Genomic DNA, 16577 nt, shown 5'->3' with positions numbered 1-16577 from the left:
TAGATAAAATGATGTAGATCCTATTCATAGAAATAGAGCGGTTAGTAGCGTTCTAATTTTAAGAATCAAATGATTTTAATATTCATGATTAGTTCAAAGTAATAGACACTTTGAGTAGGGCTTTTTTTGTCTAAAATTAAAAGATAAGTCCTATAAAAACACCCCAAAATAAAAAAAAATAAAAAAAAATAAAATAATATGAACAATTTATTAAACACAAAGTTTTTCAAAATAGTCCAATTATCTGCTGTGGTAATGGTTTTATTTTCAGCATGTAATAGCGATACTCAAGACCTTTCGATAGAAAAAGAATTGACAACTGCGAATCAGTTTGACGGGTTAGAAAATTTATTGCCCCCGGGAAAATCATTTAAGGTACTTAATAAAGTTTCCGATATATCAAATAAAGATCAAATCTATTTGATTGATAGAAAAGGAGCTGAAACGTCTAGTTTAGTTGAACTTTGTAATGATAAACACCTAGAGTACCTAGTGAGGGTATCTAATAAAGTAGAAAAAGATGCGCTAAAAAGTACTATGGTAGCTTATGCGGGAAGTAATAATAATAATTCAAATTTATATGTTCTTTCTTATGAAGATCCAGTCCAAGGTCGAAAAAGTATATTTTATGAAGAAGGTGATGACAAGTCATTATCTTCAAATGGTATGGATAAGGAAGTGGCAACTATTTCATCTTTTACTGTAAATGAGATTAGTAATGAAATTAGTAAAGAATTATTAAAATTATCAGGAAAAAATGCTCTTAACGCTACCAGAAATAAAAGCAAAGTTTTTGATAAGTATCAACATGAAGCTAGTTATTTTGTATCTAATAACTCTTTGAAGTATAATGTTGTTGTTAAAATAGCTAAAGGAACAACAAATGATACAAATCAAATAGGTTATGGTATTCACGTGGAATATTTACCTCAGTCTGGCGTTGTGCACAAACGAGCAAGATTTGGAACTGTAAAGAGAAATCCAAATTATAGTATATGGTATCCAAGTTATGGTATGAAATATTATCAAGAGCTAACAGATTTAATTACGGCAGTTACTTTTGTTACAGAATTGACAGGTACAAGTAGAACTATTATAAAAGATTATTCTCCAGTAGCTAAAATTAGTGGAACCGTAAGAAGAACGCGTCAAAGTCCAAGTTATTCGTTTACAATTGGAGGAGGGTTGACTGGTACAGTTGATAAAAAAGGTCCCTCTCTGGGAGCAAATTTGAATGGATCTTATACTTATAATAGTGAAACTCTTTCAAGTACGATTACTTCAGAAGATGTTAAACATATAATCGAAGAAGGGAATGGAGGAAGAAAACTAGGTGTTCAATATCTACAAGACTATGTAGCAGGACAACCATACTATTCAGAGCATCCAAGGACTCCATTAGGAATTTATAATGTTAGAAATAATACAGCAGATGATGGTTATACTCTTATATTAGGAGGGTTAAATAAGACATTAGGTTCGTTGGCTTCATCAACACATGACCATTTCTTCCATGCGGATACTCAAAGTTTACCAGGTATGTCAAGGTCTAATACGAATCCAAACGCAATGGTGAATTATTTTATACCAGAGAATAGTATTCCTAGAAACGGCGAAGTTAAAGTAAAAGCCAAAATTTATTTAGATTATGCAGATATTAAAGTTGGTCAAACTCCATATGAGTACTGGAATGCTACTCATCCTAGAAATTCGATTGAAGGAGTACTAAAGGCTCGTTTAGGTCAAGCACCTGATTTTCGTTTAAATCTAAAAAAATTAGGAAACTAAATAATAATAGTATAATGTAAGGGTCTATTACTTTAAACTGATATCACGTATGTATTAAAAAGTCGAGGTAATTATTTATTGCCTCGATTTTTTATATTTAAAAGTAAATTATAGAGATTTTTAAGATCGTCAAAGCTATTTTCTTGCTGGGTTATCGTTTTGTATGACGATAATATTTATCGCAATAGCATCATCTAAAGGTATAAAAATAGATAATCTTACTCTTGATATTAAAACAGAACTTGATTTACGTGGTTTTCTTGGTATTGATGAAAAAATACCTGCTGGATTTGACTCAGCTGAATACCTATTTACTGTAAAAGGTGATGGAAGTTCTGAAGAATTAAAAGAGATCGCTGATCAAGTCATTAGACTTTTTCCTAATTATTATTCAATAACAAACAAGATTAAAATGACAGCTAAACTGGATATAATTTAAAAAATAGATTAATTGATTTTAATATGAAGTAGTTATACTTCAATATCAAGGGAAAACCTAAAAAGTTTTTCCTTCATTTCTTTATAATATTTTCCTTTTTCAAGAAAAAAACATTGATTCTTTTTAAAATTAAACCTGAATGACTTTTATAATTTATAAGCACATTACTTTAAGTTACCTTTTTACCATTCATAGCACTTAAATTACCATTTTAACAAGGTATTCACCTGTAAATTTGCACCAGTAATAATTAGAAAAAATAAAAAATAAAAAATCAATCCTCGCATTTGTATTCACGTTTTTATTGACAAATACATTCGCACAAACAACTTTAAAAGTAAACACAGGTAACAAGTAAAAAAGAGTACTCCTTGTTATGTTTTCTTTTGACGATACATGATTAGTTCAAAGTAGTAGACACTTTGGGTGGGACTTTTTTTGCCTAAAACTAAAGATTAGTCCTATAAAAAACACCTCAAAATAAAATAAAATAAAATGAATAATTTATTAAATACAAAATTTTTAAAAATAGTCCAATTATCTGCTGTGGTAATGGTTTTATTTTCAGCATGTAATAGCGATACTCAAGACCTTTCGATAGAAAAAGAATTGACAACTGCTCAGTTTGATGGGTTAGAAAAATTACTGCCCCCAGGAAAATCATTTAAAATACTTAATAAAGCTTCCGATATATCAAATAAAGATCAGATCTATTTAATTGATAGAAAAGGAGCTGAAACGTCTAGTTTAGTTGAACTTTGTAATGATAAACACCTAGAGTACCTAGTGAGGGTATCTAATAAAGTAGAAAAAGATGCGCTAAAAAATACTATGGTAGCTTATGCGGGAAGCAATAAGAATAATTCAAATTTATATGTTCTTTCTTATGAAGATCCAGTCCAAGGTCGAAAAAGTATATTTTATGAAGAAGGTGATGACAAGCCATTATCTTCAAATGGTATAGACAAGGAAAGTGTAAGTATTTCATCTTTCACTGTAAATGAGATTAGTAATGAAATTAGTAAAGAATTATTAAAATTATCAGGAAAAAATGCTCTTAATTCTACTAGAAATAAAAGCAAAGTTTTTGATAACTATCAACATGAAGCTAGTTATTTTATATCTACTACATCTTTGAAGTATAATGTTGTTGTAAAAATAGCTAAAGGAAAAACAAATGATACAAATAAGAATGGATATGGTATTCATGTGGAATATTTACCGCAGTCTGGTGTTGTACATAAACGAGCAAGAATTGGAAACAAAAAGAGAAATCCAGATTATAGTATATGGTACCCAAGTTATGGAATGAAATATTATCAAGAGCTAACAGATTTAATTACGGCAGTTACTTTTGTAACAGAATTGACAGGTCCAAGTAGAGCTATTATAAAGGATTATTCTCCAGTTGCTAAAATTAGTGGAACTGTAAGAAGAACACGTCAAAGTCCAAGTTATTCGTTTACAATTGGGGGAGGGTTGACTGGTACAGCTGCTACAACAGGTCCCTCTCTGGGAGCAAATTTGACTGGAGGTTACACTTATAATAGTGAAACTCTTTCAAGTACGATTACTTCAGAAGATGTTAAACATATAATCGAAGAAGGGAACGGTGGAAGGATATTAGGCGTTCAATACCTACAAGACTTTGTGGCAGACATACGCTATTTTGAAGAGCATCCAAGGAGTCCATTAGGATCGTATAACTTTAAAAACAATGTAGATGATGGTTATACTCTTATAAATGGAGGACTAAATAAGATATTAGGTGATTTGGCTACATCAACACATGACCATTTCTTTAATGTGGATACCCAAACTTTACCAGGTATGTCAAGGTCTAATACGAATCCAAACGCAATGGTAAATTACTTTATACCAGAGAATAGTATTCCTAATAATGGGGAAGTTAAAGTAAAAGCCAAGATTTATTTAGATTATTTAGATGTTAAAGTTGGTCAAACTCCAGATGAGTTACTTAATGTTGATCATGATCTGAATTCGCTTGAAGCAAAATTAACTTCTCATTTAGGTCAAGCACCTGATTTTCGTTTAAATCTAAAAAAATTAGGAAACTAAATAATAATAGCATAATATAAGAGTCTACTACTTTAAATTGATATTATGTATGTATTAAAAAGTTGAGGCAATTATTTATTGCCTCGATTTTTTTGTACTAATATTTTAAATAAATAATACGGTTGGGTATATTTTGAATTAATTCTTTTTTTTAATGGAATTCTTAAATATTTAACTTTAAGATCCTGTTGTTTATGAGTTTAAAAGGACGGTGTTGATCAGGTGTTTTTAATGGAGACTATTCTCTTAATTTTTCCTAAAACTTAAGACAATGTAAGAGGGTAAAATATAGCGTATATTATTTGTTTTTTTAATTATTTTTTTATCGGTTATTTCTAGTTTTTATATGGAGTTTTAACATTTTTTTAATATTTAAAGAGTGTACAAAATGCTCTTTTGTCTCCTTGTTTAGGTGTAGAGAAAAGTTAGCTAAATTTTATCTAAAAGGATAAAAAAAAAGTTCTAGATTTAAAAATGATCATTAGATTACAATACTTTTTTTAAAAATACTACATAGATAAAACCTAATATATGAAAAGCTTATTCGAAAAAAAATATAGTCTGTTAGAACAGAGCTAAACCTTATTTTCGAGTATAGGTTATAAGAGTATTTACCATAGAAATAGCTTTAAAAAACATTTTAAATTATGAGATTTCAGTACGTTTTTTAAAATCTTTAATTATCACAATTCTTTATTTCGATAAATTTATGTTTGATGCTATTAAGTAGCATGATGCCCTTAGATACCCTCTAGTTATTTAGAAAAAATAAAAACATAAGCTTTAATTTTTTTAGTGATTTAAAACAAATTAAAGTAAGAGGAATTGAACGTTTTTTTGAAAAGGTTTTCTCTTCCTTAATAAAGTGTTAGACCAAAATTATTTCTTTAGTTAAAGAAAAGCTTGTGATTTTTTACTTACGAATCTTAAATTATATAAATTAAAATCAACGTCAATAGATTTTTATAGATCGTCCACCACTTTATGAAACTTTAAATATACAGCTCATTGCGTATTGTAATGATAACGCTGTGCATTTTTATTAACCTTTAATTACATATTTATGTAATAAATAAATTGAAAAACATAAACATTATGCTTGCCCTAATTGCAATCTGTTATTAAGGTCTTTAAAGAGTTTAAATAAGTATGTTTAGTTAAGCTTTGGTCAGATTTGCATAAAAAAAGACCAATCTACAAATTACATGAATTAAGAGGAACTATAAACAGATAATTGTGTAATAATGAAAATTGAGGTGTTAATTACCTCTATCTTTTATCAATGATTGTCTTTAAATTATTTTTAATCAGGGTTTAAGAAAATAAAAGGAAAAGGGGGGGGCAAAGTGTAATTTTTTATTAATTTAAGTACATTTTTTATCAAAAAATGCACTTGAAAATGTAATTTGTATAATATTTCTAACCTTTTATTAAATATTTTTTTTAAAAAAACTAGTATAAAATGACAAACTTGACTTATAAAATTAATTTGAGACTGATAATATTGGCTTTTCTAACTATAATCTTATTTATTCATTGTAGTAATAAAGATGATCAGAATTTAAAATTAAAAAATAAACAAGATGCTACAATTGAGTTTATGCATTTAAAAAACTTACTTCCACCGGGTATGTCTTATAAGGTCCTTCGTAAGGAAGAGGATATACTTGATGAAAATAAAATTTATTTAATTGATCAGAAAAAAGAAGAAACATCATATCTTTTAGAGTTATGTAATCAAAAGGGGATCGCTTATCTTGTCAGAGCCTCTTGTAAAGAAGAAAAAGAAGCCTTAAGAAATAGTGTTGTTGCGTTTTCTGGGGACATTTTAGATAATGTAACCCTTTATATGCTATCCTATATAGATCCTAAAGCAGGCCGTAAAAGTATATTTTATAGAGAAGGTAATAAATGTGAAACTTTTTTAACTTCAAGTGAAAATCTTGATGAAAAGGCATTTTTTTCTATTTTTAACTTTAATGAAATTAAGAAAAAAATAAAAGAAGAGCTATTAAGTACAACCGCCATAAATAGTTTTTCTACAGATGTTAATAGAAAAAAAAATATTTTTACTAAATATCAAAATGAAGTTAACTATTTTATTGAACATGAGTCTTTAAAGTATGATGTTCGATTAAAGGTAGCTAAAGGTAAAACAGAAGACAACGGTGAAGAGGGGTATGGAATTCATATTGAATACGTACCAGAAAGCGGCGTTACTCATACACGGGCCAGTTTTGGTCGAAGATATAAAAATCCAAGGTATGATGTATTGCGTCCTAGTAGAGGAATGAAATACTATCAAGAATTAAAAAACTTAATAACCTCAGTAACTTTTGTAACAGAATTGCAAGGAAATAGTTTTGATAGAGCTATTATAAAAGATTACTCACCTATCGCTAAAATAGGGAACCAACCAGTAACAAGAACACGCAGTAACCCAAGTTATTCTTTTATAGTTGGGGGCTCTTTAACAGCTGGAGGAAATACTAATAATCCCAGTTTAGCTGGAGGTGCTGAGTTTAGTTATATCTACAATAGTGAAACTATTTCAACCTCTATTACACAGGAAGATGTTAATTTCTTAATAGATCAAACTCATAGAGGAAAAAAGATTGGTATTCAATATGTTCAGGATTTAGTTGGAGGCAGACCATACCTAGCAAAGCATCATAGAACTCCATTGGGAAATTATATTTGGGATAGTAATGACATCCTTATGGGAAGAATTAATAAAATACTACCTGCATTAAGCGTTTCAGCAGATAGACATCTTTTTTATGTTGATAGTCAGAGCTTACCAGCCTTCTCTAGATCGAATACGAATCCTAATGCGATGATTAATTATTTTATACCAAAAGGTTCTATAAAAAGTAGTAATGTATATGTAAAAGCAATTATTTATCTAGATTATGTAGATGTTAAGGCTGGGCAAACTCCAGATGAGGTACTTAACTTTGGAGCGAAGTCTTCTATAAATATATTTCCACATACTATAAAAGTATACGGAACTTTTTGTTTGAATTTAAAAAAATTAGGAACATGATAGTTGTTTTATAAGTTACCAGATACCTACCTGGAGAACAATAAATATGTAATCTAGGTGTTGATTTAACTTAATTTTTAAAATAAACCTTATGGTATTATTCAATACTGATAAGAGTGTTGTTTTTTATTTGTTTAATGACAAACGAACTCTGAATATTTGAAATAATTTCTAATTGCGACATTTCCTTTAAAACAAAATTCTGATACTCATTCATATCTTTTAAGATGATTTTTAAAAGAATATCAAAACTACCAGCGATATAGGACACTTCTGCTATTTTAGAAACAGAGTTTACGTAGTCTTCAAATTTTTTAAACGCGTTTTCTTCATGCTGGATTAAGGTAACTTGACAATAAACAATTAACTTTTTACCTAGCATCTCTGGTTTTATAATAGCAACATATTTATCAATCACTCCAGACGATTCAATCTTTTTTATTCTCTCATGAGTAGGAGTAATTGATAGGTTTATTTTTTGTGATATCTGTTTAATTGATTGTTTGCTATCTGTTTGTAGCTCTTCTATAATTTTCAAATCAATAGCATCTAATAGGTGAGCAGTATTTTTTTTCATAAAATATAAGTTTTAGATAATAATTAGTTTTTTTATTTTGTTTATTAGGTTTTATGTAGGAAATTTTACTAATATAATATTTTTTTTAGGAATTATATTCTTTATTTGTAATTTTGTTTAAAAAATAGTGATATGCAGACATTTAATAACGTTTATAGAAGAATAAAAAGAAAATCTGATAGTTTTCTAGGATATCCATTAGCGAAAGATTTTAGTTTTAGTGATTTTGCTCCATTTTTAGATTTATGTGTTAATAATGTTGGAGATCCTGAGTCTAATTCTACACTGGCTATAGATACTAAAGAAATTGAGAGAAATTGTATTTCTTTTTTTGCTGATATTTTAAATACTTCTATGAACGACGTATGGGGGTATGTTACTAATGGGGGGACAGAAGGAAACCTTTATGGACTTTATTTATCAAGAGAATGTTTCCCTGATGCTATAGTATACTATAGCGAGGCAACTCATTATAGTGTTAAGAAAAATCTTCATTTGTTGAATATGAGAAATGTAGTTGTTAGAAGTCAAGATAATGGTGAAATTGATTACGAAGATTTAGAACAAGTTATAACCATTCACAGGGATAAACCAGCTGTTTTCTTTTTAAATATTGGAACAACAATGACAGAGGCTGTTGATGATTTGGAGAAGATTAAAAAGATTATTAAAAAGTATGCTATAAAAAATTATTATATCCATTGTGATGCCGCCTTTTTAGGTACTATTGCTCCTTTTGTTGAGCCTAAATTAAAGTTTGATTTTGCAGAAGGTGTTGACAGTATTTCAATTTCAGGTCATAAGTTTATTGGAGGCCCCATACCCTGTGGTATTGTAATGTGTAAAAGAGCACATAGAAATAGAGTAGCAAATTCAATATCGTATGTAGGGACGTTGGATACAACTATTACTGGATCAAGAAATGGAATAACACCATTATTTCTTTGGTCAGTTATTGATAAAATAGGAAAAAATGGCTTAAAAGCTAGAGTAAAAAAGGCTCAAGATTTAGCAAGATATACCGAAAAAGAATTGTGTAGATTAGGGATGAATGCTTGGAGGAATAATGAAGCACTTACCGTTGTGTTCGATAAACCATCTGATGATTTATGTAAAAAATATCAAATAGCATCAGAGGGAAGTATAGCTCATATTATTTGTATTCCTGGATTGAACAAGGACTTAATTGATGAATTTATAGAAGCTTTAGTAAGTGAGCGAGAGACAATTGCTAGTTAAATAAAGTAAGCGTTGTAGAAAAATAGATGGTTATTAAAAATATACCTTTAACGAGTAATTCATTTATAGAGACATTTGATTTTTAATTTCTAGAGTAGTATACTATTTAACCAAAAAATTGGTTAGGATTAGAAATAATTATAAATATGTAAAAGTATTGTAATTTTCATTACTTAGAATTTTATTATTATTACTACAAAGGATAGAATGTGAAATTGATCAATTTATTATTTTACATTTTGGATTAGTAGTTGATAAATAAAAGGGAGAAATAAGATCTTTATTATGTACTTAGAAAAAGTATTTGTTCAGATAATATGGTACAATAAGTCTTTGATATAATTCAAAGACTTATTCTGAATTTTTTAAACACCTCTTTGTTTGTTTATTTCGTCTTGAAGTTTTCTTCTTAATTGTTGCTCTTTTTCAATAGATTTTTTCTTATGGAGCTCAAATTCTTGCTCTATTTCATCAAATGTGATTTGAGTTCTCTTTGTTGTACTATTACTGTCTTTGTATTTATAAATGAAAAACATAAGAGATGCAATCAAAATAGAAATAATACTCCAAACTATGATGTTATAGTTTATTTTATTTAAATCAATCCCTAGAAAAGAAATTTTATTTTCTTGAGCAATAGAGGTATCTAATTTTTCTTTTAAGTTTTTAATTTCATTATTTAACTTTGTGGATTCATCATTAAGTTTGGTGACGTCTTTTTTTTCATTGTCAATAGTATTCTCAAGTTTTTTAAGTGAAATTAGTACATATTGTTTAAGTTCTGAGTAAGCAATTTTATCTATAACTTTATATTTCTGGTAAGAACTAGATTTCTTATATAGTTCATCGAATTTCATTTCTATAGAACTACTCTCCATTTCGTTTTTCTTGTCTTGAGCAAAAACAATGTTAGTAATTAGTACTAATGATAAGATTTTTAAGAATTTCATGAAATATTATTTAAGTATAACAATAGTCTTTAGTAAAAAACCCAAACGTTATAGTTTGGGTTTTTATTATAAGCAAGTTTATGAAACTTATTTTATTTTATCTACAATGGCCTTAAAAGCTTCTGGGTTGTTTACAGCTAAATCGGCTAAAACTTTACGGTTTAACTCAATTTCATTTGCTTTAACTTTCCCCATAAACTGAGAATAGGATAATCCATACTGACGAGCTGCAGCATTAATACGCTGAATCCATAATGAACGGAAATTCCTCTTATTGTTTTTACGGTCTCTGTAAGCGTATAATAACCCTTTTTCAACCGCATTTTTTGCTACTGTGTACACGTTTTTTCTACGTCCAAAGTAACCTTTTGCTTGCTTCAAAATTTTCTTTCTTCTATTTCTTGAAGCTACTGAATTTACTGATCTTGGCATAATTCAAATTGTTTTTTTGTAGTAGGCGATCACATTATTTCTGCTGTAATACTTTATGAGCCTGACTCCATGGTTTATAATTAATTTACTACCTTAACTAACAATTATTTTAATACTAATTGTTGCTTAATACTGGCCTCATCAGACTTGTGAACTAATGTGGCATGTGTTAATGCAAGCTTACGTTTTTTAGACTTCTTTGTTAAAATATGACTTTTAAACGCGTGCTTTCTTTTGATTTTTCCAGAGCCAGTTAGTTTAAAACGTTTTTTGGCACTAGATTTTGTTTTGATTTTAGGCATTTTTGCTTATCGTTTTATCTTGCTTATATTTTAAATTTCTTATTTAACTTTCTTAGGGGCGATGAACATAGTCATACGTTTTCCTTCTAATTTTGGCATTTGTTCTACCTTTCCATAATCTTCTAACTCTTGGGCTAACTTTAATAATAAAATTTGTCCTTGTTCTTTGAAAACAATAGAGCGTCCTTTAAAAAAGACAAAAGCTTTTAGTTTAGCCCCGTCTTTTAAAAATTTTATAGCATGCTTCTTCTTAAATTCATAATCATGCTCATCTGTTTGCGGACCAAAACGAATTTCTTTTACAACTACTTTTGTAGCTTTAGCCTTAAGAGCTTTTTCTCTCTTTTTTTGCTCATATAAGAACTTTTTGTAATCAATAATCTTGCAAACAGGAGGAACTGCTTTTGGTGAGATTTCAACTAAATCCAAACCTAATTCTCTGGCAGTTTCTTTTGCTTTGAACAAAGAATATACACCAGTTTCGACATTATCGCCTACAAGACGTACCTCATCAACATATTTAATTTTTTCGTTAATTCTATGTTGATCTTCTTTAATTACTCTGGTGTTTCTGACACCTCTTCTTCTTTTGATTGCTATGGCTTATATATTTAAAATTATTAACTTTACTTATTTAAAAGGAACTAATGTTTTGTTCACCTCTTCTGATATCAAAGATACGAATTCTTCAATAGATAGAGTTCCAACATCTCCTTCACCGTGTTTTCTTACAGAAACAGTGTTGTCGTCCTGCTCTTTTTCGCCCACAATTACCATAAAAGGTATTTTGTTAACTTCTGCATCTCTGATCTTACGACCTGTTTTTTCATTTCGATCATCGATTTGGGCGCGAATTTCGGAATTTTCTAACAAATGTAAAACTTTTTCTGCATATTTTTGGTATTTCTCACTGATTGGCAATATGATAACTTGTTCAGGTGTTAACCACAACGGAAATTTTCCCCCGGTATGTTCAAGTAATACAGCAATAAACCGTTCCATAGATCCAAAAGGAGCTCTATGTATCATAACAGGTCGGTGTAGTTGATTGTCCGAGCCTTTGTAGGTCAATTCAAACCTTTTAGGTAAGTTATAATCAACTTGTATGGTACCTAATTGCCAACTTCTTCCTAAAGCATCTTTCACCATAAAATCTAGTTTAGGACCATAAAATGCTGCCTCCCCTTCTTCAATAATAAAGTCCAATCCTTTATCTTTTGCTGCATTTATAATTGCATTTTCAGCAATTTCCCAAGTTTCCTTATCACCAATATATTTGTTGAGGTTTTCCATATCTCTAACAGAAACTTGAGCAGTGAAATCTTTGAATCCTAGAGAACCAAATACATAAAGGACGAGGTCAATCACGTTTTTAAATTCTGAATCAAGTTGTTCTGGCGTACAAAAAATATGGGCATCATCTTGAGTAAAACCTCTCACTCTTGTCAATCCATGTAACTCGCCACTTTGTTCATATCTGTAAACAGTTCCAAATTCTGCATAACGAATAGGTAGGTCTTTATAAGAATATGGCTTATGAGCATAAATTTCACAATGATGAGGGCAATTCATAGGTTTTAAAAGAAACTCTTCATCCATTTTAGGTGTAGTTATTGGTTGAAAGCTATCTTCACCATATTTTGCATAATGACCAGAGGTTACATACAAATCTTTTTGACCAATATGGGGGGTCATCACCATTTCGTAACCTGCTTTCTTTTGAGCTTTCTTAAGGAAGTCTTCTAATCTGCTTCTTAATGCAGCACCCTTTGGTAACCATAGAGGAAGTCCTTGACCAACTTTTTGCGAAAAGGTGAAAAGTTCTAATTCTTTTCCTAGCTTTCTGTGATCACGTTTCTTTGCTTCCTCTAATAATTCTAAATATTCCTTAAGCTGCTTCTGTTTAGGAAAAGAGATGCCATAAATACGTGTTAGTTGATTATTCTTTTCATTCCCTCTCCAATAAGCTCCTGCTACGTTCATTATTTTAATAGCCTTTATTAAACCTGTATTTGGGATATGGCCTCCTCTACATAAATCTGTAAAATTACTGTGATCACAGAAAGTAATGTCTCCATCTTGAAGACCTTCAATAAGCTCTACCTTGTACTCATTGTTTTTACTTTCATAATAGGCTATGGCATCAGTTTTAGAAACTTCACGCATTTTAAATTCTGCTTTTTCTCTAGCTAACTCCAAGAATTTTTTCTCTATTTCTGGAAATTTTTTTTCAGAGATTATATCTTCTCCTAAATCAAGATCATAGTAAAAGCCATTATCGATAGCTGGCCCAATTGTCAGCTTTGCATTTGGATAAAATTCCAATATAGTCTGAGCTAGTACATGAGCAGAAGAATGCCAAAAGGCTTTTTTACCTTCTTTATCGTTAAATGTATATAAAACTAAAGACCCATCGGTTGTTAAAGGTGTGGTTGTTTCAATAGTTGATCCATTAAAACTAGCAGAGATAACATTTCTTGCAAGTCCTTCACTAATGCTTTTGGCTACGTCAATAGCAGTGCTGTCCACTTCAAACTCTTTAACGCTTCCGTCTGGTAATGTAATTTTAATCATTGTGTTTTATATAAAATTATAATTGATTTCCCTACAAGTGGAAATTTTCGAAGGGCAAAGATATTGCAAATGCATTTTGTGTACAATAATATAAGTATATAATTAATGCAACTCTAATGCAGGATATGTGATATGTGTTTTTTATGGAATGATACAGAAATAGAATAGGTCATGGGATAATTAAGCTTAAAGTACTTGTATAATAAATTGATGGGGGGGATAGAGGGGCGAAGTGATTTTTAAAAACCTGGTAGTTGAATTACGTATTATTTAAAATATAAGTAATTGGTGTTAAGCTGTTTTTTTGTTTGGTTTAAAAAAAGGTTAAAAAAAGTCTTGTTAGAATAAAAAATGGTTGTATGTTTGCAACCGCTAACGCGAAAAACGCATAGTAAAAGAGTTAGCAAGTTCATTGATTTAGCGTGTTGTTTTAGAGTTATAAAGGGGGGTAAGATAATTAGTAATTATTTACTTTTTTTTAGTTTGTTTGAGGTTTTAATTTGACTTCGGCTGTTCTGAAAAAAAATAAAAAAACTTTCAAAAATGTTTGTTATTTTTAAAAAAGTTTTTAGTTTTGCATCCGCTTACGGAGAGCGACACGATCACAGAAATTTTGGAATGATAATTAGTTTATCAGTTAGTTCGATTCTAGCATTTCTACAAGAGTTTAATTTGAGATATTGATTGAGATTATATTAATTATTTTGGGTTAACAAGTTCATTGAAAATATTGAAATTGACAGCGTAATTAGAGTAGAATTACCACGGTAAGCTTTAGGGTTTACCACTTGAAAATTCTTTTGAAGACTTGACATTAAATAATATTAAAGATTATACAATGAAGAGTTTGATCCTGGCTCAGGATGAACGCTAGCGGCAGGCTTAACACATGCAAGTCGAGGGGTAACAGGAGTAGCTTGCTACTTGCTGACGACCGGCGCACGGGTGCGTAACGCGTATAGAATCTGCCTTGTACAGGAGGATAGCCTTTAGAAATGAAGATTAATACTCCATAATATATATGATTGGCATCGGTTGTATATTAAAGATTTATTGGTACAAGATGACTATGCGTCCTATTAGCTAGATGGTGAGGTAACGGCTTACCATGGCAACGATAGGTAGGGGGTCTGAGAGGATTATCCCCCACACTGGTACTGAGACACGGACCAGACTCCTACGGGAGGCAGCAGTGAGGAATATTGGTCAATGGGCGCAAGCCTGAACCAGCCATGCCGCGTGCAGGAAGACTGCCCTATGGGTTGTAAACTGCTTTTATACGGGAAGAAACAGTCGTACGTGTACGACCTTGACGGTACCGTAAGAATAAGCACCGGCTAACTCCGTGCCAGCAGCCGCGGTAATACGGAGGGTGCAAGCGTTATCCGGAATCATTGGGTTTAAAGGGTCCGCAGGCGGTCAATTAAGTCAGAGGTGAAATCCTACAGCTTAACTGTAGAACTGCCTTTGATACTGGTTGACTTGAGTTATACGGAAGTAGATAGAATGTGTAGTGTAGCGGTGAAATGCATAGATATTACACAGAATACCGATTGCGAAGGCAGTCTACTACGTATATACTGACGCTCATGGACGAAAGCGTGGGGAGCGAACAGGATTAGATACCCTGGTAGTCCACGCCGTAAACGATGGACACTAGTTGTTGGATTTAGATTCAGTGACTAAGCGAAAGTGATAAGTGTCCCACCTGGGGAGTACGATCGCAAGATTGAAACTCAAAGGAATTGACGGGGGCCCGCACAAGCGGTGGAGCATGTGGTTTAATTCGATGATACGCGAGGAACCTTACCAGGGCTTAAATGTGGAATGACAGGGCTAGAGATAGCTTTTTCTTCGGACATTTCACAAGGTGCTGCATGGTTGTCGTCAGCTCGTGCCGTGAGGTGTCAGGTTAAGTCCTATAACGAGCGCAACCCCTATCGTTAGTTGCTAGCAGGTAAAGCTGAGGACTCTAGCGAGACTGCCGGTGCAAACCGTGAGGAAGGTGGGGATGACGTCAAATCATCACGGCCCTTACGTCCTGGGCCACACACGTGCTACAATGGTATGGACAATGAGCAGCCACTATGCGAATAGGAGCGAATCTATAAACCATATCACAGTTCGGATCGGAGTCTGCAACTCGACTCCGTGAAGCTGGAATCGCTAGTAATCGGATATCAGCCATGATCCGGTGAATACGTTCCCGGGCCTTGTACACACCGCCCGTCAAGCCATGGAAGCTGGGGGTGCCTGAAGTCGGTTACCGCAAGGAGCTGCCTAGGGTAAAACTAGTAACTAGGGCTAAGTCGTAACAAGGTAGCCGTACCGGAAGGTGCGGCTGGAACACCTCCTTTCTAGAGAAGATGGTGTTAAGTTACAGAAGGAAGTGTAATTTTACTCTGCTGTTAATTTTAAAATAAAAAAGACTAAGATCAGATCTTAAATAGTCTTGTAGCTCAGCTGGTTAGAGCGCTACACTGATAATGTAGAGGTCGGCAGTTCGAGCCTGCCCAAGACTACTTTTTTTTGTTTGGTATTTAGTTAAAGGAAATTCTAGAAGCGGGTTATGTTGAGAATGTTTAACGACTCATAACTCAATAGTTAAGCCTCATACTAGAAGTACATGGGGGATTAGCTCAGCTGGCTAGAGCGCTTGCCTTGCACGCAAGAGGTCATCGGTTCGACTCCGATATTCTCCACTAGATAATACCTATAGATAATTATTATCACAAGGTATTATACCAGGTTGGTAACTGAAATATTTATCAGTTCTGACTCGGCACAAGTTCATTGACATATTGGTAAAATGATATCGTAAAGAATCAAGATAGAGCGTTAGATTTAAGTATCTAACGATATATTTTTATAAAAATATAATTAAGAATTATAAAGAGCTCGTTTCCGATTAATATCGGAAGCAAAAAGTACAATAAGCTAAATAAGGGCGTATGGAGGATGCCTAGGCTTTCAGAGGCGAAGAAGGACGCGATAAGCTGCGATAAGTTACGGGGAGTGGCACATACATTATGATCCGTAAATTTCCGAATGGGGCAACCCGGTATATTGAAGATATATCACACCGCAAGGTGAGCAAACCCGGAGAACTGAAACATCTAAGTACCCGGAGGAGAAGAAAACAAAAGTGATT

The 16577-nt window shown here is 31.8% G+C and carries 9 protein-coding genes, 2 tRNA genes, 2 rRNA genes and 2 pseudogenes (1 of these 15 cut by a window edge); 9 read left to right on the top strand and 6 right to left on the bottom strand.

Annotated features, from left to right (window positions below):
• Positions 1-198: 198 nt before the first annotated feature.
• The 4 genes and pseudogenes from ACSIGE_RS07145 (at position 199) to ACSIGE_RS07130 (ending at position 7352) form a co-directional block, all read left to right on the top strand.
• Positions 199-1788 (top strand): hypothetical protein, encoded by a 1590-nt coding sequence (locus ACSIGE_RS07145; protein ID WP_440882070.1) that lies wholly within the window; start codon positions 199-201, stop codon positions 1786-1788.
• A gap of 145 nt (positions 1789-1933) precedes the next feature.
• Positions 1934-2227: pseudogene (locus ACSIGE_RS07140) on the top strand (OsmC family protein); the annotation flags it as partial.
• A 495-nt stretch (positions 2228-2722) separates the two neighbouring features.
• Complete coding sequence (locus ACSIGE_RS07135; protein ID WP_440882069.1) at positions 2723-4306, top strand: hypothetical protein; 1584 nt, start codon at positions 2723-2725, stop codon at positions 4304-4306.
• A 1462-nt stretch (positions 4307-5768) separates the two neighbouring features.
• On the top strand, positions 5769-7352 hold the full coding sequence (locus ACSIGE_RS07130) for a hypothetical protein (RefSeq protein WP_440882068.1): 1584 nt from the start codon (positions 5769-5771) through the stop codon (positions 7350-7352).
• 97 nt (positions 7353-7449) lie between these two features.
• On the opposite strand, the gene ACSIGE_RS07125 is transcribed toward ACSIGE_RS07130, so the two are convergent.
• Complete coding sequence (locus ACSIGE_RS07125; protein WP_440882067.1) at positions 7450-7929, bottom strand: Lrp/AsnC family transcriptional regulator; 480 nt, start codon at positions 7927-7929, stop codon at positions 7450-7452.
• A gap of 129 nt (positions 7930-8058) precedes the next feature.
• On the opposite strand from ACSIGE_RS07125, the pseudogene ACSIGE_RS07120 reads away from it, so the two are divergent.
• Positions 8059-9168: pseudogene (locus tag ACSIGE_RS07120) on the top strand (histidine decarboxylase); the annotation flags it as partial.
• 365 nt (positions 9169-9533) lie between these two features.
• Here the strand turns inward: ACSIGE_RS07120 and ACSIGE_RS07115 are convergent.
• The 5 genes from ACSIGE_RS07115 to thrS form a co-directional block, all read right to left on the bottom strand.
• The gene (locus ACSIGE_RS07115; protein ID WP_440882066.1) at positions 9534-10118 is read right to left on the bottom strand and encodes a hypothetical protein; all 585 of its coding nucleotides are present in this window, start codon (positions 10116-10118) and stop codon (positions 9534-9536) included.
• A gap of 87 nt (positions 10119-10205) precedes the next feature.
• Complete coding sequence (gene rplT / locus ACSIGE_RS07110; RefSeq protein ID WP_440882065.1) at positions 10206-10550, bottom strand: 50S ribosomal protein L20; 345 nt, start codon at positions 10548-10550, stop codon at positions 10206-10208.
• 104 nt (positions 10551-10654) lie between these two features.
• The gene (gene rpmI / locus ACSIGE_RS07105) at positions 10655-10852 is read right to left on the bottom strand and encodes a 50S ribosomal protein L35 (protein WP_093668551.1); all 198 of its coding nucleotides are present in this window, start codon (positions 10850-10852) and stop codon (positions 10655-10657) included.
• A gap of 39 nt (positions 10853-10891) precedes the next feature.
• Complete coding sequence (infC, locus tag ACSIGE_RS07100) at positions 10892-11410, bottom strand: translation initiation factor IF-3 (RefSeq protein ID WP_440882191.1); 519 nt, start codon at positions 11408-11410, stop codon at positions 10892-10894.
• A 72-nt stretch (positions 11411-11482) separates the two neighbouring features.
• On the bottom strand, positions 11483-13426 hold the full coding sequence (thrS, locus tag ACSIGE_RS07095) for a threonine--tRNA ligase (protein WP_440882064.1): 1944 nt from the start codon (positions 13424-13426) through the stop codon (positions 11483-11485).
• An 835-nt stretch (positions 13427-14261) separates the two neighbouring features.
• Here thrS and ACSIGE_RS07090 point away from each other — a divergent pair.
• The 4 genes from ACSIGE_RS07090 to ACSIGE_RS07075 form a co-directional block, all read left to right on the top strand.
• Positions 14262-15783, top strand: a 16S ribosomal RNA gene (locus ACSIGE_RS07090).
• A 91-nt stretch (positions 15784-15874) separates the two neighbouring features.
• Positions 15875-15948, top strand: a tRNA-Ile gene (locus ACSIGE_RS07085).
• A gap of 106 nt (positions 15949-16054) precedes the next feature.
• Positions 16055-16128: transfer RNA gene (locus ACSIGE_RS07080), tRNA-Ala, on the top strand.
• Positions 16129-16356: 228 nt separating this feature from the next.
• Positions 16357-16577: ribosomal RNA gene (locus ACSIGE_RS07075) — 23S ribosomal RNA — on the top strand; it runs 2648 nt beyond the window's last position.
• The 16S and 23S rRNA genes sit together here with 2 tRNA genes alongside, the layout of an rRNA operon.

Source organism: Tenacibaculum profundi (assembly GCF_052050075.1).
In the GTDB taxonomy this organism is placed as follows: domain Bacteria; phylum Bacteroidota; class Bacteroidia; order Flavobacteriales; family Flavobacteriaceae; genus Polaribacter.
This window is presented reverse-complemented; position numbering and strand designations above follow the sequence as displayed.